A 22254-nucleotide genomic window follows, 5' to 3' on the forward strand; every position below is an offset into this window, starting at 1 on the left:
ACATATTATATAGACCGATTGTCATATTCTTGGCAAGGCCTATAATGCGTCACTGCTGACAGAGGTTGACATGGCCAACGACACCCGCACCCGCATACTCGAGACCACAGGCCTGTTGCTCAGGCAGCGCGGCTATCACGGCACCTCGCTCAACGACATTCTGGGCGCCAGCGGGGCGCCGCGCGGCTCGCTCTATTTTCATTTCCCAGGCGGCAAGGACCAACTGGTCATCGAGGTGACGCGCAACAGCGTTGCCGACGTCACGAAAAGGCTGGGCGAAGCACTGGCAGCCGAGAGCGATCCTGCAGTGGCCGTCCATCACATCTACCAGTCGGTCGGGCGCATGCTGGAGGACAATGATTTTTCGCTGGGTTGCCCCATCGCGCCGGTGGTGCTGGATTCACCCACCGATGTGCCGGAACTGGCGGAACTCTGCCGATCGGCTTTCGAGCAATGGATCGGCTTGCTGCGACAGGCCTTTGTCAGGGCAGGAGTGCCCGAACGCCGGGCGCATGCCCTGGCACTGCTGGTCGAATCCTCGCTGGAAGGGCTGATGGTGATTGCGAGGGCCACCCGCGATCGTGGCCCGGTGCTGGTGGTGGCCGACGAGGTGGCGGCGCTTGTCGAGCAGGCGGTGCTTGCAGGCAAGGTTGCGCGGCAGGCGGACAGCGCCGCCTAACCATCCGCTTTCCAAAACAAAAAGGGCGCCTCTCGGCGCCCTTTCCGTATGCATAAGCCGGATAGCTTGGATTAGAAATCCATGCCGCCCATGCCGCCCATGCCGCCGCCGCCCATGCCGCCAGGCATGCCGCCGCCAGCAGACTCCTTCTTGGGAGCCTCCGCGATCATGGCTTCGGTGGTGACGAGCAGGCCGGCGACCGAAGCCGCGTCCTGGAGAGCGGTACGAACGACCTTGACCGGGTCGACGATGCCCATGGCGATCATGTCGCCATACTCGCCGGTCTGGGCGTTGTAGCCGTAGGTCGCGCCCTTGTTGTCGAGGATCTTGCCGGCAACGATCGAAGCTTCAGCACCTGCGTTCGAAGCGATCTGACGGGCCGGAGCCTGCAGTGCACGACGAACGATGTTGATGCCGGCAGCCTGGTCGGCATTGACGCCGGTGACCTTGATGTTGGCCGAAGCGCGCAGGAGAGCGACGCCGCCGCCTGCAACGATGCCTTCTTCCACGGCCGCACGGGTCGCATTGAGGGCGTCATCGACGCGGTCCTTCTTTTCCTTGACTTCGACTTCCGTCGCGCCGCCGACACGGATCACCGCAACGCCGCCGGCGAGCTTCGCCAGACGTTCCTGCAGCTTCTCCTTGTCGTAGTCCGACGTGGTCTCTTCGATCTGCTGCTTGATCTGGGCAACGCGGCCCTGGATCTCGGCCTTCTTGCCGGCGCCGTCGACGATGGTGGTGTTCTCCTTGGAGATCGACACCTTCTTGGCGCGGCCGAGCATGTTGAGGCCGACATTCTCGAGCTTGATGCCGAGGTCTTCCGAGATGACCTGGCCACCGGTCAGGATGGCGATGTCTTCCAGCATGGCCTTGCGGCGATCACCGAAGCCCGGCGCCTTGACGGCGGCGATCTTCAGGCCGCCGCGCAGCTTGTTGACGACCAGCGTGGCCAGAGCCTCGCCTTCGACGTCTTCCGAGATGATAAGAAGCGGCTTGGAGGTCTGCACGACGGCTTCGAGAACCGGCAGCATGGCCTGGAGGTTGGACAGCTTCTTCTCGTGCAGGAGGATGTAGACGTCCTCGAGCTCGGCAACCATCTTGTCGGCGTTGGTGACGAAGTAGGGCGAGAGATAGCCGCGGTCGAACTGCATGCCTTCGACGACTTCCAGCTCGGTCTCGGCGGTCTTGGCTTCCTCAACCGTGATGACGCCTTCATTGCCGACCTTCTGCATCGCTTCGGCGATCATGGCGCCGACCGACTCGTCGCCATTGGCCGAGATCGTGCCGACCTGGGCAACTTCCTCGGAGGTCTTGATCTTCTTGGCAGCCTTGCCGAGAGCCGCAACGACTTCGGTGACGGCCAGATCGATGCCGCGCTTCAGATCCATCGGGTTCATGCCGGCGGCAACGGCCTTGTGGCCTTCCTGGACGATCGACTGCGCCAGAACGGTCGCGGTCGTGGTGCCGTCGCCGGCGATGTCGTTGGTCTTCGAAGCAACTTCGCGGACCATCTGCGCGCCCATGTTTTCGAACTTGTCTTCAAGCTCGATTTCCTTGGCGACGGTGACGCCGTCCTTGGTGATGCGCGGTGCGCCGAACGACTTGTCGATGACGACGTTGCGGCCTTTGGGGCCGAGCGTGACCTTCACTGCGTCGGCGAGGATGTTGACGCCGCGCAGCATGCGCTCGCGGGCGTCGCGGGAGAATTTTACGTCTTTAGCAGCCATTTTTTAGCTCCTGGCAGGGGGCTTGCGATCAAGCCCGAATTTAGTTGACGGTGAGGCCGATGATCAGCCGATGATGCCCATAATGTCGGATTCCTTCATGATCAGAAGGTCTTCGCCATTGAGCTTGACTTCGGTGCCCGACCACTTGCCGAACAGGATGCGGTCGCCGGCCTTGACGTCCAGCGGGACCAGCTTGCCGGCTTCGTCGCGAGCGCCGGAGCCGACGGCGATGATCTCGCCTTCCTGCGGCTTTTCCTTTGCCGTATCCGGGATGATGATCCCGCCGGCGGTCTTGGATTCGGATTCGACCCGGCGTACGACCACGCGGTCATGAAGCGGGCGGAACTTCGACTTTGCCATTTTTTCTTCCTCGAATGAGAACGGTGAGAGCTGTTCCTCGATCCGGCGGTGCCGGATGTGCGTTAGCACTCACCTGGGGAGAGTGCTAACGTGCGCTGAAATAAGCGCGTGGCTTTCGAGAGTCAAGGCGAACGGTGAGCACAATTGTGCCAATTGGAGCCGTGCCGCGATCCGACGGCAGACCCTACCGGCGCCGCGGCGATTTAAGCACCAGAAGCGGACAGCGTTCAGCCAGCCCATAGGTCCCTGTCGGCGCGAGGCGGACACTGTCAAAAAACCGGCTCGCCTCTTCGACCAGCGTCGCCGCCGGGGCGAAACTGTAGACAGTCTGCGAATTCGCATAGACATCGATGGTGCCGATGACCGGCATCTCCCATCCGGTCGTCGCGGCAAGGGCCTCCCGGTCGGCAAACAGCGCATCGAAGGCGTCGAGGATCGCCCGCACCGGAATGGCGCGGTCGGGATCGCCGCCGGCACAAGCCATGGCAATGCGCCATTTGAGTTCGTGGAAGGTCGCGACACCACCGGACAGCGTCAGCGCCCGGACCTCCTGCAGATCGTCCGGCACCTGAGGGCTTGCATAGGCGCGCAATGCAGCCCGCCCATCGGACTTCAGCACACGCGCGATCTCGGCAAGCAGCGCCTGCCGTGCAACCGAGGAGTCCAGCGCCGACAGACAGCCGTCGCCGATCACCGCCCCGGCGCTTTCGTCGCCCAGCGGCAACTCCAGCCAGTTGCCGATCACCGCCTTGCGTGAGGCGGTATCGCCCGGCCAGATGCCCGATATCATGGCAGTGGACTCGTCGATCGCGAGCATGGTCCTTCCGAGGCCGGCAAGCTCCGGCGTGACCCCGAGCAGCACCACATCGACTGATTGCAGGCTAAGTTCGCGCTCATAGGCGGCGACAGCTTCCGGGGGCGGACACAGCGGCGACCCGAGAAGCCGCCAATGACGGCGAATTGCGTCCCAATGCTCAGTCATGCGGAACGGTTTGGGGAAAGGCTGGACATATTTCCTTCCAGGCTGTTGGTTGCCTTGCGAGTTACCTCATGCAGGAAAGGCCATGGCCCGCATTGCCGTCATAACGCATGAATTTGACCGCTTCCAGAGCCGGCGGGGCCTCCTGCTGCGCCAGGACAGCCCCTACATGCTGTTCGACGTCCTGGCGGAGCTGAAACGGCGCGGTCACTCCGTGCAGATCATGCGTGGACCCTCGGCAAGTCATAACGCCGATATTGCCGTCCTGCATGTCGACGCGACAGTGACGCCATCGGACTATGTCGACTACGCGCGCGGATTTCCGATTTGTCTCAATCTTGGTGCAACCGACATTTCCAAGCGCCGCATCAGCGGTGCGATCCTCGAGGAGGGTGCCAACTGGAGCGGCCAGGTCATCGTCAAGAGCAACCTCAATCATTGGGGGACGCCCGAGGAGCAGCTCAACCGAAAATCCGTTCGCGCCGGCAAGGCAGTGCCTTTCCCGGGCGCTCAGACCTTCGACCGTTATCAGGTGCATGCCTCGCTGGCCGATGTGGCGCCGGAGATTTTCAGGCGTGCCGACCTGATCGTGGAAAAATTCATTCCCGAAATCGAGCCCGACGGGTTTGCGGCGCGGTTCTGGATATTCTGCGGCGATCGGGAGCGCTGCACCCGCTATGTCTCGCCGCAGCGCCTGGTCAAGGGCGACGACACCGTCCGCCGGCAGCCGGTTGCGGTTCCCGACGAACTGCGCGCCTTGCGTCGGAAGCTGGGCTTCGACTATGGCAAATTCGACTTTGTCGTGCATGAGGGCAGGGCCGTGCTGCTCGATGCCAACAAGACCCCAGGTCGCGCCAGGAACCTGTCGAAGATTGTTGCCGCCGGCACAGCCAACCTGGCCGACGGCTTCGAAAACCTCATCCACCAGACCGGACGGGGTCGAATCGGGCGCTAGAGAAACAGTCCCAACTGCGTATGGATGATCGACCGGTAGTCCTCGATGGTGTGGCGGCTTTCCTCCTGGTCCTGGGTCAGCGCCATACGCACGACGCCGCCGGCCAGCTGGAAGATCAGGAAAACCATACGGCCGAACTCATTGCGTCGCTCTGGCGCGAGAAAGGGGCCGACATGGTCGCAGAACATCGTCGCCTGGTGCCGGGTTTCGGCGATGTCGAGATTCTTCAGCGCCTTGTCAGCCTGGATGGCGTTTTGCAGGTCCTGAATGGCGGGGTCGCCGGCGACGCGCTCATGGTAGTCGTCGAGCAGCCGGTCGGCCGCAGCGATAACGTCGCTCAGCCCGCCGACGTCGGCAACGATCGCGGCAAGCCGGGCGCGGCTCACTTCGGAGAATCGCTCGTAGAGCATCGCCAGGATCGCCGACTTGTTGGGGAAGTAATGATAGACGGTGGCGATCGGCCCGCCGGCCTGTGCGCCGACTTCCTTCATGGTGACGGCGTCGATGCCTTTCTCGCCGATCAGCCGCATGGTCGTCGACAGGATGGCGTCGATGCGCTCGCGGCTGCGCTCCTGTTTGGGCCTGCGCCTCGGTTCGGTCGTCATCTGCACTGGTTCGTTCATGCCGCCATCCTCTCGATCGCCCAGACCATTCGATCGCCAAGACCATCCCCAGCCTTGTTGGTGCCAAGTCCCGCTACTGATTGACAAACGAATATGATCGAGTATCAGTTTCTAAATGCTGACAGACTGTCAGTTTTTTTGCCGTCAGGCAAGGACGTTGGGAGGCGACCGTGACTTCTGCTGGTAACGCGGATGCCGGGAACGGCGACTGGCTGGTCGGCAACCCCACTGGGGCGCAACTCGCCTCGGCATTGTGGATCGGCTCGGTCGGCCTGCTCATTCTCGGGCTGCAACCGGTGCTTCTCGGCGCGCTCTACAGCGAAGGGCATGTCAGCGGTGACGAACTCGCGCTGGTCGCCACGGCGGAGATGATCGCCATCGGCATCGGATCGGCGGCCATCGCCATGATGCTGTCCGCCCACAATATGCGCTTGAAAAGTGCCGTCCTTCTGCTCTTGCTGGCGCTGGCGAACGGGGCGACCGCCTATGCGCTGACCTCGACCTCGCTGATTGCCGCCCGCGCGGTGGCAGGCCTCGCCGAGGGTGGGCTGGTGGCGGTCGCCACGGAACTGATCGCCCGTTCACGCCGGGCCGAGCGCATCGGCGGCTTCTTCGTCACCCTTCAGACCCTGGCGCAATGCGCCCTTGCCCTGCTGCTGGCGCTTTACGTCATCCCGGCCGCCGGATCGGCGGGCGGCTTCATCGTTCTTGCCGTCGTCTGCATCGCCTCGGTGGCCGTCGCCTTCATCGTCCCGGATAGCTATGCCGACCTGCCCAAGGAGGAACAGTTCAGCAATGTGCTGACCGTTCCTTCGCTTGCCGCTTTGCTGAGCGTCTTCTGCTACTTCATGTTCTTCGGCTCGGTCTGGGCGTTTCTCGAGCCACTTGGCGCACAATACGGCATCGATGGCCGCACCGTCGGCCTGATCGTCTCGGCCAACCTCGCATTGCAGGTGCTGGGCGCAATGACGGCTACCGTCTTCGAGGCGCGCATCGATTACCGCTTCGCCATCGTGGCGATCGGCGTGGTCGCCGTCGCCAGTTCCGTGATGCTCGCCGGCAGCCCCGGCCTGACGGTTTTCTGGGTCGCGGCCTTGATCATGGGCTTCATCCTTCTGTTCATCGTGCCCTATCAGATCCGGCTGGCGATCACCGCCGACGAGACGCGCACGGCCGTGCTTCTGGTGCCGGCGGCCCAGCTTTTCGGTCTGGCGATCGGCCCGGTCGCGGCATCGCTGCTGATCGACGGCAAGGATTTTCGGCCGGTGCCGGAATTTGCCGCCGCCAGTGCTGCGGCCAGCGTTGTGCTGCTCGGCCTGTTCGTCCTGATCGCACGGCGCCGCCGCGCCATCGCCTGAGACACGACCGGGGGAGCATCTCCTCGATACTTGACTAAGTCAAATAAATGACCGATCGTTGATGGGCAGGAGGCTTCCCATGACGATCCATCATCAACCCGGCAAGGAACGCATCGACGCGGTGCGGGCTTTCAACCGCTTCTACACCCGCCAGATAGGTCTGCTCGACGAAGGCCTGCTGAAAAGCGCCTTCTCGCTGACCGAGGCGCGGGTGCTCTACGAACTGGCGCATCGCGATGGCCTGACCGCCAGCGATCTCATCCGCGATCTCGGCCTCGACGCCGGTTATGTCAGCCGGCTCCTGAAGAAGTTCGAGCACCTGCAGCTGATTGCGCGCGCGCCGCTGGCGTCGGATGCGCGGCAGTCGTCGATCACGCTGACGCCGGTGGGGCGGCAGGCCTTCGCGCCGCTGAACCGGGCTTCGCATGACCAGGTCGCGGCCTTGCTGGAGCGGCTTCCTGCTGCCGAACAGGACCGGCTGGTCAAGGCCATGCAGACGGTGCAGCAACTCCTGAGCGACAGCCCGGAGTCCAAAGTGCCGTATATGCTGCGCCCCTTGCAGGTCGGCGACATCGGCTGGGTGGTGCGCCGCCAAGGACAGATCTACGCACAGGACTATGGCTGGGACGAAACCTACGAGGCGCTGGTCGCCGAAATCCTCGGCGCCTTCGTAAAATCCTTCGATCCAGAATGGGAACGCAGCTGGATTGCCGAACGGCAAGGGGAGGTGGTCGGCTCGGTCTTCGTCGTGCGCAAATCCGACGCGGTGGCGAAGCTGCGCCTGCTCTATGTCGAACCATCGGCGCGCGGCCTCGGCATCGGCAAGCGGCTGGTTCAGGAGTGCATCGGCTTTGCTCGTGCCAAGGGCTACAAGACGCTGACCCTATGGACCAACGACATCCTGACCGCCGCCCGCCACATCTACGAGAGTGCCGGCTTCAGGCTGGTGGACGAAGAGCGCCATCACGCCTTCGGCAAGGATCTGGTCGGCCAGAACTGGAACCTGGAGCTGTAGCGGCGTTCAGGCCACCGGGACCCATATCTCCAGCCCGCCATTGCCGCTGCGCGGATCGAACTCCGGGCCGTAGCGCTCGAATTCGGGGCCGTCGGCTATATCGTGCCCCGAGGCCGGCAGCCATTTGTTCCAGATCGTGTTGACGGTGCGGCGGATGGTGGAGATGTGCTCGGCATGGGTGAACACGGCGTATTTCTGCGCCGGCACCCGCACCCGCGAAAGCTCCTTCGGCAGGTCCGAGAAATCCGAAACTTCGACCCCGGCGATATAGTCGAAATTGCCGGCATCGTCGCCATTGACGCAGACGCCATAGGCGACGTCGCCGGTCTCGCCCGGGATGTTGCCGATAAAGGGACCGAAGCGCTGCCACTGCATCGGAACGGCCGCACTGGTTTCGCAGCTGTAGCGCTCGCCGAGGCCGGCAATGAGGAAGGGACGGCCGGTCTCGAAGCGCGGCGGCGGCAGTGAGGCGAGGAAGGACTGGTCCATCAGGATCGGCTCCACCAGGTCGAGATTGCTGAGGCTGCCCTGCGCGCGCACCAGTTCCGGCGTCGTGCCGAACTGATCGCGGAAGGCGCGGGTGAAGGCTTCGTGCGAGGCGTAGCCGGCATCGAGCGCGACAGCGAGGATGTCGGGCGCGCCGGAAGCCAGCTTGCGCGCCGCTTCGGTCAGCCGGCGCGCGCGCATATAGCCCATCACCGAACGGCCGGTGGCGGCGCCAAAGGCGCGCGTCACATGAAAGCGCGAGACGCCGCTGCTTTGCGCGACATCCTCAAGCGAGATCGCTTCCGGCAAATGGCTCTCGACAAACCACAGCGCTTTCTCGGTCGGGTTCATGAGTCTCCTCTCATTTGGCCACTCCATGCTGCCGGCTTTTTGCGAGGCCAGTTTGATCGAAATTGCGCCTGTCGTAAAATCGAAGGGCGCTGGTCGACTGTGGCAGGTCACCATCGTGGAAAGCCGCTGCTGGGCGGCCTCGGCCTGGCTCGCTGGGACAATATCCGGGCGCGCTGGGTGCGGGCACCATCCTTGCCTATGCCCTGTGGAACCACCGCCGGCTCGATGCCTTCCCCGCCGGCGAAAGTGCCGCCGAAAGCCTAGGTGTGCCGGTGGCGAGGACGCGCAAGACGACCTTTCTCCTCGCGGCGTTCTCGACGGCAATTCACGTCACGGTCGGGAGGTCATCCGCAACCGTTATTGACTGTGCCATGACCGCATCTGCATGGCTGCCATCCCTCTTTTTCGGCTCTGGCGCAATGCGGCGCCTTGAATGGTAAGCACGCTTATAATATATACCGCTCATGGTTTCCGACGGCATAGATAGATTGGGCTTTTTGATCCACGACGTGCAGCGCCTCATGCGCAAGCGCTTCGAGGCGCGCGCCAGCGGTCTTGGCCTTTCCTCGGCACAATGGCGGCTTCTGGTTCGCGTCGCCAAGGAGGCCGGCGTCGCCCAGGCTCGCCTCGCCGAACTTCTCGAAATCGAGCCGATCAGCGTTTCACGCCTCGTCGACCGGATGGAGGAGGGCGGCTGGATCGAGCGGCGCTCCGACGCAACTGACCGGCGCGTGCGCATGATCTTCCCGACAGCCAAGGCGAACGCGGCCTATGCCGAGGTCAAAAGCCTTGCTGGCGAAGTTTATGAGGAATCGCTGGTCGGCGTTTCGCCGGACGACCGCCGCGTCCTTATCCGGGCGCTGGACACCATCGTGCAAAACCTGGCGGACGGCGAGACGTCGTCCTTGAAGAGTACGGAAGGGGCAGCAGCATGAACGCGGCAGCCAAGCTGGACGAGAATGTAACCAAGATCGAGACGCCGGCAAAGCCGGCCGCCGAAGCGCCTGCACAGCCGGCCGCAGCACCTGTCGCGGTGGCTCCCCCGGTTCAACCCGCTCCGGCTCCGGTCAAGAAGCGCCGCCTCGGCCGCTTGCTGCTGATGGTCGCCCTGCCGGCCGCGCTGGCCATTGGTGGCGGTTATGTCTGGGTGACCGGCGGCCGCTATCAGGAAACCGAGAACGCCAATTTGCAGCAGGCCAAGGTGTCGATCGCCTCGGACACCGCCGGACGCATCGTTCAGGTCGGCATCTCGGACAATCAGCAGGTCAAGCAGGGCGATGTGCTGTTTGCCGTCGACCCCGAGCCCTACCGGATTGCATTGGCGCAGGCCGACGCGGCGGTCGCAGTCGCACGCGTCGGTATCGAACAGCTGCGCGCCGCCTACAGCCAGGCGCTGGCGCAGGAAAAGTCCGATGCCAGCCAGGTCGACTACGCGCAGTCGCAGTATGACCGCGCCGCCGACCTTGCCCAGAAGGGCATCAACGCCAAATCGTCGCTGGACGAGGCCAAGAACGATCTCGACAAAGCCAGGCAGCAACTGGCCGTTGCCGAGCAAGGCATCATCAGCGCCAAGGCGGCTCTCGCCGGCAATCCCGATATCGAGACCGACAAGCATCCGACGGTGATGGCCGCACTCGCCGCGCGCGACAAGGCCGCCTACGATCTGGCGCAGACCACGGTCAAGGCGCCGGCCGACGGCGTCATCAGCCAGGCCTCCTCGTTCAAGATCGGCCAGTATGTCGGTTCCGGCACGCCGCTGTTTGCGTTGGTCGAGACCGGCGACACCTGGATCGATGCCAATTTCAAGGAAACCCAGCTTACCCACATGAAGCCTGGCCAGAAGGCCGAGATCGTCGTCGACACCTATCCGGGCAGAACTTTCGAGGCCACCGTCAAGGCGATCGGCGCCGGCACCGGCGCGGAGTTTTCGCTGTTGCCTGCTCAAAACGCCACCGGCAACTGGGTCAAGGTCACGCAGCGCATTCCGGTGCGCCTGGAGCTGACCGATGCCGACGCCAAAATGGCGCTGCGCACCGGTATGAGCGCCTCGGTTACGGTGGATACCGGCGTTGCTCGCGGGTTCCCCGCTATCTTCGGCCACGCCACCGCAGGCGAAGCACAATAGACTGTGAATGGACCGTGATCTCGAAAAGCAGGAACACGGCCCGGCAGAACGCCCGCCGCAGGCGAGGTGAAGTTGAGATGACAGGATCGGTCCGACGGCAGGTTGAACGAGGGGTGGATTGGACCGGGCCGCATCGCGGCCTGCCCAGAACCTGGACCACTTCGGCGCCCATCCTTCGGACCTTGGATTTCCGGGCGGCAAGCGCCTGATGTGTCGAGACCTTCGATCGATGTAACCCCCACATCGATAGGTCGCGTCCCACCGCGATGAGGGTCTCTTCACCAGAGAAGGCCTCGCCGCCCGGAAACCTAATGTACACGTTTTTGTTACCTGTCGGAAGTTCCGCATCATGACCAAACCAGAACCTTTCAAGGAAGTGCCGCATCGCGGCCTGATCACCGTGGCGCTGATGCTGGCGACGGTCATGCAGGCGCTCGACACCACGATCGCCAATGTCGCGCTGCCGACCATGACCGGCGACCTCGGCGCGTCGCCCGACAACATCAACTGGGTGTTGACCTCCTACATCGTTGCCGCCGCGATCATGACGCCGGTGACCGGCTGGCTGGCCGACCGCTTCGGCCGCAAGGAACTGTTCCTGGCGGCGGTTGTCGGCTTCACCGTGTTCTCGATGCTGTGCGGCATTGCCTGGAGCCTGGAGAGCATTGTGTTCTTCCGGCTGATGCAGGGCGTGTTCGGCGCAGCCATCGTGCCGCTGTCGCAGACCTTCCTGCTCGACATCAACCCCAGGGAACGCCACGGCCAGGCGATGGCCATCTGGGGCGCCGGCATCATGCTGGGGCCGATCCTGGGTCCGACGCTGGGCGGTTGGCTGACCGAGAATTTCAACTGGCGCTGGGTGTTCTTCATCAATTTGCCGGTCGGCATCATCGCCTTCCTCGGCATGGCAGCCTATTTGCCGGTCATTGCCAGGCGGATCCGCAGCTTCGATTTCTTCGGTTTCGCCATGATTTCGCTCGGCGTCGGCGCGCTGCAGCTGCTGCTCGACCGGGGCGGCGAGGTCGACTGGTTTTCCTCGGTCGAAATCTGGATCGAGCTTGCTCTTTCGATCACCGGCTTCTGGGTTTTCATCATCCATACACTGACGGCGGAACGGCCTTTCATCGACCCCAAGATCTTCCTCGACCGCAATTTCGTCACCGGTCTGGCCTTCATCTTCGTCATGGGCGTGCTGATCCTGGCCTCGATGTCGCTGCTGCCGCCGATGCTGTCGACCATCTTCGGCTATCCGACCGTCACCATCGGCGTCGTCCTGGGGCCGCGCGGTGTCGGCACGATGATTTCGATGCTTGTCGTTGGGCGGCTCATGAGCAGGATCGACGCCCGGATCCTCGTCGTCATCGGCTTTCTGCTCACCGCGCAGTCGCTCTACACCATGTCCTCCTTCACGCCGCAGATGGACGATTGGCTGATCCTCAGCTCCGGCGTCATCCAGGGCCTGGGCATGGGCATGGTGTTCGTGCCGCTGTCGACGGTGGCCTTCGCCACGCTCGACGTGCGCTTCCGCACCGACGCCACGGCCCTGTTCAGCCTGGTTCGAAATCTCGGTTCGTCGATCGGCGTGTCGGTGGTGACGGTTCTCATGGTGCGCAACACGCAGGTCAATCACACCGAACTGTCGGCTTTCATCAACCCGTTCAACCCCAATTTGTGGGCGGCCTCGCCGGCGGCAGCAGGCGGCGATCCGACGGCACTTTCGCAGGTGGACCGCATGGTCAACATCCAGGCGATGATGATCTCCTACGTCAACGACTTCAAACTGCTGATGGTGATGACGCTGGTTGCCATTCCGTTTGTCTTCCTGCTGCGCAAGCCGAAGACCGCTCCGGCCGGCGCGGCCGCTCCTGCCGCGCATATGGATTGAGGCGGGCGCCGGTCGCTGGCAGCAAGCTGGTTGCCCCTGATGATTTGTTGCTCGGATGATCGTCAAAACCCGCGTGTGCAAAAAAATATCGATAATGAGCCGTTGGAAGTTGATTTGGAATGACATTTGCACCTTTGGTATCTGGTTGCTGACGCATCCAATTCCGTTACAGTTCATCTTGAATTAGCACATCTGTAACATTGTCAGTCGACTTTCGTCTGGCGCGACAGAGGCCCTTTCTTGTTTCAGGTGCCAAACCGGAGGAGGTCTGTTTGGTCACGAAGTTATCCAGAAGATCCGTTGGGGCGCGCGGGCCGGTGGGCGTAGCCGCATTGGCAAGACTGGCTGATGTCTCCTACGATACGCTCGAGGGAGAACTTCGCACGACCATTGCGGGTCTCGAAGGGCAGACCCTGCGCTTCGAGACTGCGATCGAGAATATTTCGCAAGGCATCTGCTTTTTCGATGCCGATGAACGGCTGATCTTGAGCAACCGGCGCTATGCGGAAATCTACCGCATTGCGCCCGAGGAATTGCGGCCTGGCGTGACACTGAGCGAAATAGTCGAACGCCGCGTCACCGCCGGCACGGCGGCGACGGCCGCCGACACCTATCTCGCAACGGCTCGCTCGATCAATTCGGGCAAGGCTTCGCGGCTCTGGACCGCCAAACTTGTCGATGGTCGCACAATCCAGATCCGTAACCAGCCCATGCCCGATGGCAGTTGGATCGCCACGCATGAGGACATCACTGAACTCCTCGCCAATCGGCAGATCGTCGACGAGCGCATTTCGCTGCAGGCGCTGATCGACTGGGTGCCCGATTATCTCTGGGTCAAGGATACGCAAAGCCGTTTCGTCGTGGTCAACAGCGCCCTTGCGACCGATAGCGGCCGCAACAAGACCAGCGACATGATCGGATTGACCGATTTTGATCTCCACCCCCCGGAAGTTGCGCGGAAATTTCGCCTGGTCGAGCAGCGCCTGCTCAAGAGCGGACAACCAGTGATCGACGCGGAAGAGTTTGTCGTCGATGCGTCGGGGAACGGCAAATGGCTTTCGTCGACGAAGGTGCCGTTGCGCAATCGCCAAAATGAAATCTTCGGCCTGGTTGGCATTGCCCACGACATCACCGCCCGCAAGCAGGCGGATGTCCTTCGCAGCGGGCAGGCGCAGATCCTCGAAATGATTGCCACAAGCGCGCCGCTGGAGGACGTGCTCGACCGCCTCATGCGCTTCGTCGAGGCTCAGTTGAAGGGGATATTCGGTTCCGTCCTGCTGCTCGACAAGGACGGCATTCATTTGCGTCACGGTGCGGCGCCGGGCCTGGCGAAAGCCTATACGAGCGCCATCGATGGGGCGGCCATCGGTCCCAAGGTGGGATCCTGCGGAACCGCCATCTACCGGCGGGAACCGGTCATTGTTACCGATATTCTGCAGGATCCGCTTTGGGACGATTACCGCGAACTGGCGGCACCCCATGGCTATCGTTCGTGCTGGTCAACCCCGATCCTGTCGCATCGGGGCGTCGTGTTGGGCGCCTTTGCCATGTATTCGATGACCGTGCGCGAACCCACCCATGCCGAGACCCGCCTGATCGAATTCACCACACACATTGCCGGCATCGCGATCGAGCGCAAATTGGCGGAAGACCAGATCCACTTCATGGCCAACCATGATGCGCTGACCGGCCTGCCCAATCGCGCTTTGCTGGAGGATCGGCTTTCCCAGGCGGTCCTCTACGCGCAGCGATACAATCGCTGGATGACGGTGGTGTTCATCGATCTCGACAATTTCAAGCTGGTGAACGATACGCTTGGCCACAATGCCGGTGACGAACTCCTCAAGACCGTCGGCAGCCGTTTGGTTGGATGCGTGAAGGCCACCGACACCGTCGTGCGGCTTGGCGGCGACGAATTTGTCATCGTCCTGTTCGACCAAACCACCAATGTCGATGTGGTCTCGGAAACCCTGCAGACGATCAGGGATGCGATCGCGGAACCGGTTCTTGTCGGAGAGCATCGGCTGAGAACGACGGCCAGCATCGGCATCGCAAATTACCCGAAGGACGGGACCAGCCCGGATACGCTGTTGGCCAATGCCGACGCCGCCATGTATCGCGCCAAGGAATTCGGCCGCGACAATTTCCAGTTCTATGCCCCGGAGTTCAACTCAACTGCACATGAAAAATTCCTGCTTCAGGAGGAATTGCGAAACGCGCTCGCCCGGTCGGAATTCGCTCTGCACTATCAGCCACAGGTGGATCTGCGATCGGGGCAGGTTTTCGCCGTCGAAGCGCTGGTGCGCTGGAACCACCCGACGCGAGGCCTGGTTTCGCCGGCGATGTTCATCCCGACCGCCGAGGAGACCGGGCTGATCGTGCCGCTCGGCGACTGGATCCTGCACGAAGCCTGCCGGCAGAACAAAGCCTGGCAGCGCGCCGGTCTGTCGCCCGTAACCGTCTGCGTCAACGTGTCGGCGCGGCAGTTCCGGGAGAAGAACCTGATCGACCGCGTCGTCAACGCGTTGAAGGAAAGCGGCCTGGAGGCGAGGTATCTCGAGCTCGAAGTGACGGAAAGCCTGATCATGCAGGATTTCGAGCTGGCGGTCGCAACGATGAACGGACTGCAAAAGCTCGGCGTGCAGATATCGATCGACGATTTCGGAACAGGCTATTCCAGTCTCAGCGCCCTCAAGACGTTTCCGGTGGCGCGGCTGAAGATCGACAAGTCCTTCATCAACGATCTCGCGACCGACGAGAACGATCAGGCGGTCACTGGCGCCGTGATTTCCCTGGGGCAGAAGTTGAACCTTCGGGTGCTGGCCGAAGGTGTCGAAACGGAAGACCAGGTCGCCTTCCTGCGCAAGAACAATTGTGACGAGGTGCAGGGCAATTATTTCAGCAAACCCCTGTCGGCTGGGGATATCGGCGAGCTGATCGCGAAAGGCTGACGGCTGGGTCGCGCCGTAACCGCTGGCTGCTATTTTCCGAGCACCAGGCTCCAGTAGCGGATGGCGCTGTCGCGCCCGTCGCGTACATAGGCGAGGCCGAAGCGGCTGAAATCCGGATCGAGCATGTTGCGGCGGTGGCCGGCCGAATGCATCCAGATGTCGAACAGCTTCTGCTGGTCGAAGCGGCCCTCGGCGATGTTCTCGGCAGCAGCGCCCCGCACGCCATTGTCTTTCATCCGCGACGCGAAATCCTTGCCCCAGCCGGTCGTGTGGCTCATGCGTTCGCGCGAGGCCATATAGCCGGCCTGCTGCAGAGCGGCCTGCTCGAGCTGGGCGTCCGGCACCAGCGCCGGCAGTCCGGCCGAAGCTCGGATCCCGGCCAGCGTCGCGGTGGCCGAGGACGACACACCGGCGCCTTCGCCGGTCGGCACCGAGACCGTACTGCAAGCAGCGAGGCCGGCCATGGCTGCAAGGCCGATCAGCAGCAGGCGCCTGTTTGGTTTTGGACTTGCTGCGCCAGAGCGGGTTTGCGCGAGCGGATGATTGGTGGTGCAGATCATTGTCATGCCTGCCTGACTTAGCGGCGATCATGGCTTTTGCCGGGCAGGGCTGCGAAAATCTCAATCGCTGGCCTCCGTGCAGGTTCGGCCGGCCGATTCGAATGGGAAGGTCGGCGGCCGATGTAGTCTCGGCGCGCTGCGTCCGATCAGCGTTGCGCGTCGGTCGCCATTTTAAGCGCCAGCGCGGCAAGCACCGTGCCCATCATCCAGCGCTGGATGACCATCCATAGCGGCCGTCCGGCAAGAAAGGTGGCGATCGAACCGGCCGTTACCGCGATGATGGCATTGACGGTCAGGCTGATCGAGATCTGCGTGGCGCCGAGCACCAGAAGCTGCGACAGCACATGGCCGTTGCCCAGCGAGATGAACTGCGGCAGCAGCGACAGATAAAGCACCGCCACCTTGGGATTGAGGAGATTGGTCATTAGACCCATGGCGAACAGCTTGCGGGGCCTGTCCTTCGGCAGTTCGCGCACCTGGAATGGTGAGCGCCCGCCGGGCCGCACCGCTTGCCAGGCGAGCCATAGCAGATAGAGCGCGCCGGCAATGCGCAGTGCGTCATAGGCAAACGGCACGGCAAGCAGCAGCGCGGTGATGCCCAGCGCAGCCGACACGACATAGAACAGAAAGCCGACCGCCACGCCGCCGAGCGAGATCAGCCCGGCCTTCGGGCCTTGCGACAGCGAGCGCGAGATCAGGTAGATCATGTTCGGCCCGGGCGTCAGCACCATGCCCAGGCAGACCAGCGCGAAGGCGAGATGGTTGGCGGTTTCGGGCACGGGCAATCTCCGGGAAGCGGTGACGATACCGAGCACGCGTTTTGACTCACCGCAAGAGCATGATGGCCGGAGCCTTTGCGCCAGCATCGAAAAATGTCGAAAGCGGCGAAGCCGCCAATTTCCCCCGCAAGGCGGGGAAGATCAGCAGCTTCAACCCTCAGCTCACCACGCGCAGGTTCGAGAGCTCGTTGGCGATTTCCTTGAAATTGTCGGACAGCGTGGCGCCGGTCGCGTTCCAGAACAGTTTTGCAGGCTTGCTCGGGTCGGTCGGATCCTTGCGGAAGCGCGAGTCCGACGAGCACACCTTCAGTGCCTCCATCGCGCTCTTGTCGCCGGCGTCGGTCGTCGACATGTCGAGCGCCACCGTCATCACCATGATGTTGGCCGCCTTGGCGTTGTTGCACAGCGTCGCCATCTGCTCGTTGAGCGCGGCGGTGTAGTTGCTCGACGAATAGTTGAGCTGGCCGATGGCGCTCGACGTGCCGCCGAACAGGCGGGTGACCGCAGTGCCGTTGTAGCCGACGCCGGTATAGCCATAGGCGGCATAGGTCGACTTGTTGCCGGCGGGATCGCTGCTGGGCACCGCATAGGTGTTCTCGCCGTCAGTGAGCACGATGACCACCTTGTCGTTGCCGCGCTCCGTCTCAGGACGTCCTCCTGTGAAAGGCTCCGTGCTGGAGACGGTGCGCCAGCCCCAGGCCATGCCTTCCGGCACATTGGTGAAGCCGTTCGGCGCCATCAGGTCGATCGCAGCCTTGATCTTGGTCAGCCCGGCGGTGTTGGACACGTCGGTCAGCGGCGTGATCGGTGTCGTCGTGCAGCTGTAGTTAGGACCGGCACCGGCCGACAGCACCGGAGCATTGATCGGCCGTGGCTGGAAATACTTGGCCATGTTGGACTGCCTGGTCTTGCCGGTGGTGCTCGCCGGATCGTCGTTCCACCAGCTGTTGGCTGCGCCATAGGTCTTGGGGGCCACCTCGTCGGGGTCCTGCGTTATGTACCAATGATTGCCCGGCTCATCCGGCGCAAACATCGGCACGAACATGGTCGCGGGATCGCCGACGCCGGTGCCGGTGTTGTTCGGTCCGCCGGAGGCCGGCGCGTCGTTGACATTATAGGGATAGGGCCGCACTTCGACGCAGCCCTGCCAGCTGGCGAACGGTCCATATGTGTCGTTGTAGTCGTATTCGTTGTGGCTGTCCGAGCATGTATGATTGGCGCGATATTTGTCGCAGACCACGCGTTTGCTGCCGACGATGCGCTCGTGGCTGGTGACCACCTTCATGTCGCGGTAGAGCGAGAAGCGGGTCAGCATCTGCCCCTCCTGCTCACCCCAGCCAGTGCCTTTCTTGTACCAGATGCCGCCGATCTTCTGGGCATATTTGTCGGCTGCGTTAAGCGTCGACCAGGCGAAATTCTCGTTGTGGATGGGCGACAGCCCGTAGGCGTCGATCCATGACGCGTTGTCGTTGCTGGCGCCGACATTGACCGAGGCGGCGAACGGCACAAGGCTGAACTGGACCGGCTTGTCGATCTGCTTGATCATCGCGGCCTGCAAGGCAAGCGTGTCGACGAGCTGCTTGGCGGCTTGCTTGAGAAGGTCGATGCGCTTTTGTCCGGCACCCGTGCCCGTGTTCGACATCGACCCCGAATTGTCGAGCACCATGGCCACTTCCAGCGTGTTCTTCAGCCGGACTTGCGAACACACGGAGTACGTGACGTTTTCCGACGTCCTGCCGATCAGCATCGCCGCTGCCGGCAGAAAATAGGGCTTGTGGACCAGGCTGGCGCACAGCTTGACGATGCCGCCGCCGGTCGTGCTGCTGGGCAGCGCAACGCTGAGCGTCGTGTCGGCGGGATTGACGTCGTTGAGGTTTGCCTTGAAGAAGTCGAGCGCATAGGCCCGCAACTGGTCGTCGGTGGCGCCTTCCACCAGCCGGCGCGCTGTGGCGAAGTTGGCGGCGTCGAGCGCGTTGACCACCCTCTGCTTCTCGCTGACCACGCCGGTGTAGTCGACAGCCATTGCCACTCCGCCCATCAGTGGCACCATCGCCACAACGGTCATCAGAGCGTAATTGCCGCGGCGGTCACGCCAGAAGTCACGCCGGAATGTGCGCCAGAGTTCACGCATGTGATGTAAGCGGCCCCGCCTGCGGATTCTTCAATGCCGCCACAGTTTCACAAAACGTTGAAGGATGGGTTTGGGAAACTGCTCGATTGCGCGGATAGCGCTTCACCAGGCGCTAACCAAATGCACGGACACGTGAGCAACGCCGCAACAAAACGCCCCGCCGAGGCGGAGCGCCGTGTTCGAAAGATCGCGCCGATCAGCTGACGATGCGCAGGTTCGACAGTTCGTCGGCGATTTCCTTGAAACTTTGCGACAAGGTGGCGCCGGTCGCGTTCCAATACAGCTTCGCCGGTTTGCTCGGGTCGGTCGGATCCTTGCGGAAGCGCGAATCCGAGGAGCATTTCTTGAGCGCGTCTATGGCGGTCTTTTCCGCCGGCTTGGTGGTAACCAGGTCAAGCGAGACCGTCATCAAGAGAATGTTCGAATTCTTCGCATTGGTGCAAAGCGTTTGCATCTGCTGGTCAAGCGCGGTTGTGTAGTTGGCCGCCGTATAAGTTGTCTTGGGGACGGTCGTGTTGACGAAAAGGCGGGTCGCGGTTTCCCCCGTTTTCGGGCCGGTATAACCATAGGCGGCGTAGGTCGATCCGTCCTTAGCATAGCTGCTGGTCATGTCGTTTGTGGGGCCGATGCTGTAGGTGTTGGCCCCGTCGGTCAGCACGATGACGACTTTGTCGTTGCCCCTTTCAGTGTTCGGCCGGCCTTCTGTGAATGGCTCGTTGCTCGACACCGTCCGCCAGCCCCAGGCCAGCCCTTCCGGCACGTTGGTGTTGCCCGTCGGGGCCATGGCATTGATGGCATCCGTCAGGATTTTCTTGCCTTCGGTGGTGGTTATGTCCTGCAACGGCGTGATCGCGGCGGTCGTGCATGCCGAATTGGGCCCATCATCGGCCGCAGTACTCGATGCGTCCCAGGGCTTTGTCAGAAAATACTTTCGCATATCCGCCTGGCGTTTGGTGACAGTCAGCGTGTCGGAATAATCGATCCACCAATTGTTGGCGTAACCCCAGGTCGATGTGCTGGTGCGAGTGGTGTCGGTCCAGAAATTGCCAGCTTCGTCCGGCGCGAACATCGGCACGAACATGGTGGCGGGCGTGCCAGTGGTCGGCGACGTGTCGTCGTCATTATAGGGATACGGCCTCGCCTCCACGCAGCCCTTCCAGGCTTCGTATTGGGCGGTCACAGAGGTCTTGCAACTGCCGTTCGAGTTCTTTTTCGTACAGGTCGTGGCCTTCATGTCGTTTGCAAAGAGACTGAACCGCGTCGCCGTGGTATTTTGGCCGTATTGCCCGGTGCCCCAGCCACTGCCGCGCTTCCAGTAAGCACTGCCGACCTTTTCAATGTATTTATTCGAGTCATAACCAGACGACGCGTTCTTGTACATGAACTGCCAATCAAAGTTCTCGTGATGGATTGGCGAAATGCCGGTCGTATCCATCCAGGTTGCGTCCTTGTTGGCTGGGCCAACATTGACCGAGGCGGAAAACGGGACCAGCGAGAACTGCACCGGCCTGGTGACCTGCCTCATTTGTGCGGCCTGGAGCGCCATCGTATTGACAAGCTCGGTAGCGGCCTTCTTGAGCAAATCTATTCGCGGCTGGCCGGTGCCGGAGCCGTTGATGCTCATGGAGCCGGAATTGTCGAGCACGAGAGACACTTCCAGCGTGTTCTTGAGGCGGATCTCGGAGCACGCGGAGGTTTTGGCATCGGTGGACGTTCTTCCGATCAGCATGGCCGCCACCGGCAGGAAATAGGGGTGGAACGTCAAACTGGCGCACAGCTTCAGCGTGCCGCCACCTGCGTTGTTGTTGGGCAGCGTCACCGTCAGGGCCGTATTGGCCGAGCTGACCTTTCCGAGATTGGCTTCGAAGAAATCCTTCGCATAGGCCTTGACTGCCGTGTCGGTCGCCCCGGTGACGATCTGCTGTGCCGTGGCAATCCCAGCGGCATCCAGCGCGTTCAGCATGTTCTGCTTCTGGCGCAGGAGATCGGTGTAGTCGATTGCAAGCGCCAGCGCGCCCATCAAGGGCACCATGGTGATCACTGTCATCAAGGCATAGTTGCCGCGTCTGTCGTTCAGAAATCTGCGGATCATGCCTTCAGCACCCCTGCCAGGACCCAATATCGGTCCGAAGATGCCCACAAAATCGTTAAATTTCAGGTTGCTGAAATGCGTTCAACATAGGCCCATCTTTTCAAGGCTCGTTAACCACTCGGCCCTGGTGATCAGCGGTGCGACATTGTTTCGATCGACCGAAGCTGGGGAAGGGTGGTTCCTGCCTGTTGCAACCTTCGATCAGCCCGTTGCGCAACAGCCTGGCAAGTGCCGAAAAGCTGGTGACAGGATGAAACGCTTCGGTTAATGCGGGGCCGGTTGCGGCGGACCGTCGGCTGCAGCTCTCGCAATGATCGTCACAGCAGGAAAACGGCATGGCGGATTCGCCTGACATCATCGGCTCGCTCGCGGATTTGTCGGGCGCCTACTCGGCCATCCTGTGCGATGTCTGGGGCGTGATCCACAATGGCGAATGGCATTTTCCGGCGGCTGCCGAAGCGCTTGCCGCCGCGCGTGCGGCTAAGGTCCCGGTCGTCCTGATCACCAACTCGCCGCGCCGCAATGCCGATGTGGTGGCGCAGATGAATGCGATCGGCGTTCCCGCCGCCGCCTACGACCGCGTCGTGACCTCAGGCGATGTGACCCGCGACCTTATCGCCGAAGGCCCACGAAAAATCTTCCATATCGGCGCCGACCGCGATTTCACCCTCTATGACGGTCTCGACATCGAGCTCGTCGAGGAGTTCGAGGCCTCCGGCGCGGTCTGCACCGGGCTGTTCGACGACGAGGTGGAAACGCCTGAGGATTACGCCGATCTGCTGCGCCGGCTGCGCGCCAGGAACCTGCCTTTCATCTGCGCCAATCCCGACATCGTGGTCGAACGCGGCGAGCGCATGATCTGGTGCGCCGGCGCCTTGGCGCGCGACTATGCCCAGCTTGGCGGCCGCACGCTGATCGCCGGAAAACCTTATGCGCCGGTCTATGACGTAGCGCTGCGGGAGGTTGCCGTGCTTCTCGGCCGAGACGTCGCGCGCACCGAGGTGCTGGCCATCGGCGACGGCATGATGACCGACGTCAAGGGCGCCGCCGACAACGGCATCGACGTGCTTTACGTCTCGGGCGGCATTCACGCGCGCGACTATGGCGATCCCATGCAGCCGGACCCCGCCAGGCTTGCAGCCTTTCTGCAAAAGCACGGCTACCGGCCGGTCGCCGTCATTCCGAGACTGCGGTAGGG

General features: G+C 62.4%; 18 protein-coding genes and 1 pseudogene. 10 read left to right on the top strand and 9 right to left on the bottom strand.

Annotated elements, in window-relative coordinates; translation table 11 throughout:
* The first annotated feature begins 70 nt into the window (after window positions 1–70).
* A complete protein-coding gene (locus ACYG9Z_RS24600; protein WP_023697706.1) occupies window positions 71–679 on the top strand; it encodes a TetR/AcrR family transcriptional regulator in 609 nt (202 codons plus the stop codon).
* Between the two features lie 71 nt (window positions 680–750).
* Here the strand turns inward: ACYG9Z_RS24600 and groL are convergent, their stop codons facing one another.
* From groL to ACYG9Z_RS24615, 3 genes are all read right to left on the bottom strand, one after another.
* Window positions 751–2406, bottom strand: a complete 1656-nt coding sequence (groL, locus tag ACYG9Z_RS24605) for a chaperonin GroEL (RefSeq protein ID WP_023709705.1) — start codon at window positions 2404–2406, stop codon at window positions 751–753.
* Between the two features lie 63 nt (window positions 2407–2469).
* Entirely contained in the window at window positions 2470–2766 is a 297-nt protein-coding gene (groES, locus tag ACYG9Z_RS24610; RefSeq protein ID WP_006203049.1) for a co-chaperone GroES, read from the bottom strand.
* 184 nt (window positions 2767–2950) lie between these two features.
* The gene (locus tag ACYG9Z_RS24615; protein WP_023689544.1) at window positions 2951–3748 is read right to left on the bottom strand and encodes a class I SAM-dependent methyltransferase; all 798 of its coding nucleotides are present in this window, start codon (window positions 3746–3748) and stop codon (window positions 2951–2953) included.
* 82 nt (window positions 3749–3830) lie between these two features.
* Between ACYG9Z_RS24615 and ACYG9Z_RS24620 the strand changes: the two genes are divergently transcribed.
* Entirely contained in the window at window positions 3831–4700 is an 870-nt protein-coding gene (locus ACYG9Z_RS24620; RefSeq protein ID WP_023715203.1) for a hypothetical protein, read from the top strand.
* Here ACYG9Z_RS24620 and ACYG9Z_RS24625 read toward each other — a convergent pair.
* The gene (locus ACYG9Z_RS24625) at window positions 4697–5323 is read right to left on the bottom strand and encodes a TetR/AcrR family transcriptional regulator (RefSeq protein ID WP_023752083.1); all 627 of its coding nucleotides are present in this window, start codon (window positions 5321–5323) and stop codon (window positions 4697–4699) included. The genes ACYG9Z_RS24620 and ACYG9Z_RS24625 overlap by 4 nt on opposite strands.
* Window positions 5324–5493: 170 nt before the next feature.
* Here ACYG9Z_RS24625 and ACYG9Z_RS24630 point away from each other — a divergent pair, with 170 nt between their 5' ends.
* Window positions 5494–6681, top strand: coding sequence for an MFS transporter (locus ACYG9Z_RS24630; RefSeq protein ID WP_023752082.1), 1188 nt, complete (start codon window positions 5494–5496; stop codon window positions 6679–6681).
* Window positions 6682–6760: 79 nt separating this feature from the next.
* Entirely contained in the window at window positions 6761–7696 is a 936-nt protein-coding gene (locus tag ACYG9Z_RS24635) for a bifunctional helix-turn-helix transcriptional regulator/GNAT family N-acetyltransferase (protein ID WP_023752081.1), read from the top strand.
* Between the two features lie 6 nt (window positions 7697–7702).
* Here the strand turns inward: ACYG9Z_RS24635 and ACYG9Z_RS24640 are convergent, their stop codons facing one another.
* The gene (locus ACYG9Z_RS24640; RefSeq protein ID WP_023752080.1) at window positions 7703–8533 is read right to left on the bottom strand and encodes an AraC family transcriptional regulator; all 831 of its coding nucleotides are present in this window, start codon (window positions 8531–8533) and stop codon (window positions 7703–7705) included.
* A gap of 129 nt (window positions 8534–8662) precedes the next feature.
* On the opposite strand from ACYG9Z_RS24640, the pseudogene ACYG9Z_RS24645 reads away from it, so the two are divergent.
* The 5 genes and pseudogenes from ACYG9Z_RS24645 to ACYG9Z_RS24665 all read left to right on the top strand — a co-directional run.
* Window positions 8663–8871 (top strand): annotated as a pseudogene (locus tag ACYG9Z_RS24645) (iron chelate uptake ABC transporter family permease subunit); the annotation flags it as partial.
* A 126-nt stretch (window positions 8872–8997) separates the two neighbouring features.
* Window positions 8998–9468, top strand: a complete 471-nt coding sequence (locus ACYG9Z_RS24650) for a MarR family winged helix-turn-helix transcriptional regulator (protein ID WP_023705728.1) — start codon at window positions 8998–9000, stop codon at window positions 9466–9468.
* Window positions 9465–10658 carry an HlyD family secretion protein gene (locus ACYG9Z_RS24655; protein ID WP_023671526.1) on the top strand — a complete coding sequence of 398 codons (1194 nt, stop codon included), beginning with the start codon at window positions 9465–9467 and terminating at the stop codon, window positions 10656–10658. Before ACYG9Z_RS24650 ends, ACYG9Z_RS24655 begins: the two co-directional genes overlap by 4 nt.
* Window positions 10659–11007: 349 nt before the next feature.
* Window positions 11008–12543: a DHA2 family efflux MFS transporter permease subunit gene (locus ACYG9Z_RS24660; RefSeq protein ID WP_023752079.1), complete on the top strand. Its 1536-nt coding sequence runs from the start codon at window positions 11008–11010 to the stop codon at window positions 12541–12543.
* A 332-nt stretch (window positions 12544–12875) separates the two neighbouring features.
* Window positions 12876–15494, top strand: coding sequence for an EAL domain-containing protein (locus tag ACYG9Z_RS24665; RefSeq protein ID WP_245259904.1), 2619 nt, complete (start codon window positions 12876–12878; stop codon window positions 15492–15494).
* Window positions 15495–15523: 29 nt separating this feature from the next.
* Here the strand turns inward: ACYG9Z_RS24665 and ACYG9Z_RS24670 are convergent, their stop codons facing one another.
* The 4 genes from ACYG9Z_RS24670 to ACYG9Z_RS24685 form a co-directional block, all read right to left on the bottom strand.
* On the bottom strand, window positions 15524–16054 hold the full coding sequence (locus ACYG9Z_RS24670) for a CAP domain-containing protein (protein WP_460222856.1): 531 nt from the start codon (window positions 16052–16054) through the stop codon (window positions 15524–15526).
* A gap of 146 nt (window positions 16055–16200) precedes the next feature.
* Window positions 16201–16833, bottom strand: coding sequence for a LysE family translocator (locus ACYG9Z_RS24675; protein WP_023715207.1), 633 nt, complete (start codon window positions 16831–16833; stop codon window positions 16201–16203).
* Window positions 16834–16990: 157 nt separating this feature from the next.
* Window positions 16991–18964: a Tad domain-containing protein gene (locus tag ACYG9Z_RS24680; RefSeq protein ID WP_023752078.1), complete on the bottom strand. Its 1974-nt coding sequence runs from the start codon at window positions 18962–18964 to the stop codon at window positions 16991–16993.
* Window positions 18965–19160: 196 nt separating this feature from the next.
* Complete coding sequence (locus ACYG9Z_RS24685) at window positions 19161–21056, bottom strand: TadE/TadG family type IV pilus assembly protein (protein ID WP_023682977.1); 1896 nt, start codon at window positions 21054–21056, stop codon at window positions 19161–19163.
* A 335-nt stretch (window positions 21057–21391) separates the two neighbouring features.
* Here ACYG9Z_RS24685 and ACYG9Z_RS24690 point away from each other — a divergent pair, with 335 nt between their 5' ends.
* Window positions 21392–22252, top strand: a complete 861-nt coding sequence (locus tag ACYG9Z_RS24690) for a TIGR01459 family HAD-type hydrolase (protein ID WP_023715209.1) — start codon at window positions 21392–21394, stop codon at window positions 22250–22252.
* Window positions 22253–22254 lie beyond the last annotated feature (2 nt).

Source organism: Mesorhizobium sp. RSR380A, from assembly GCF_054719385.1.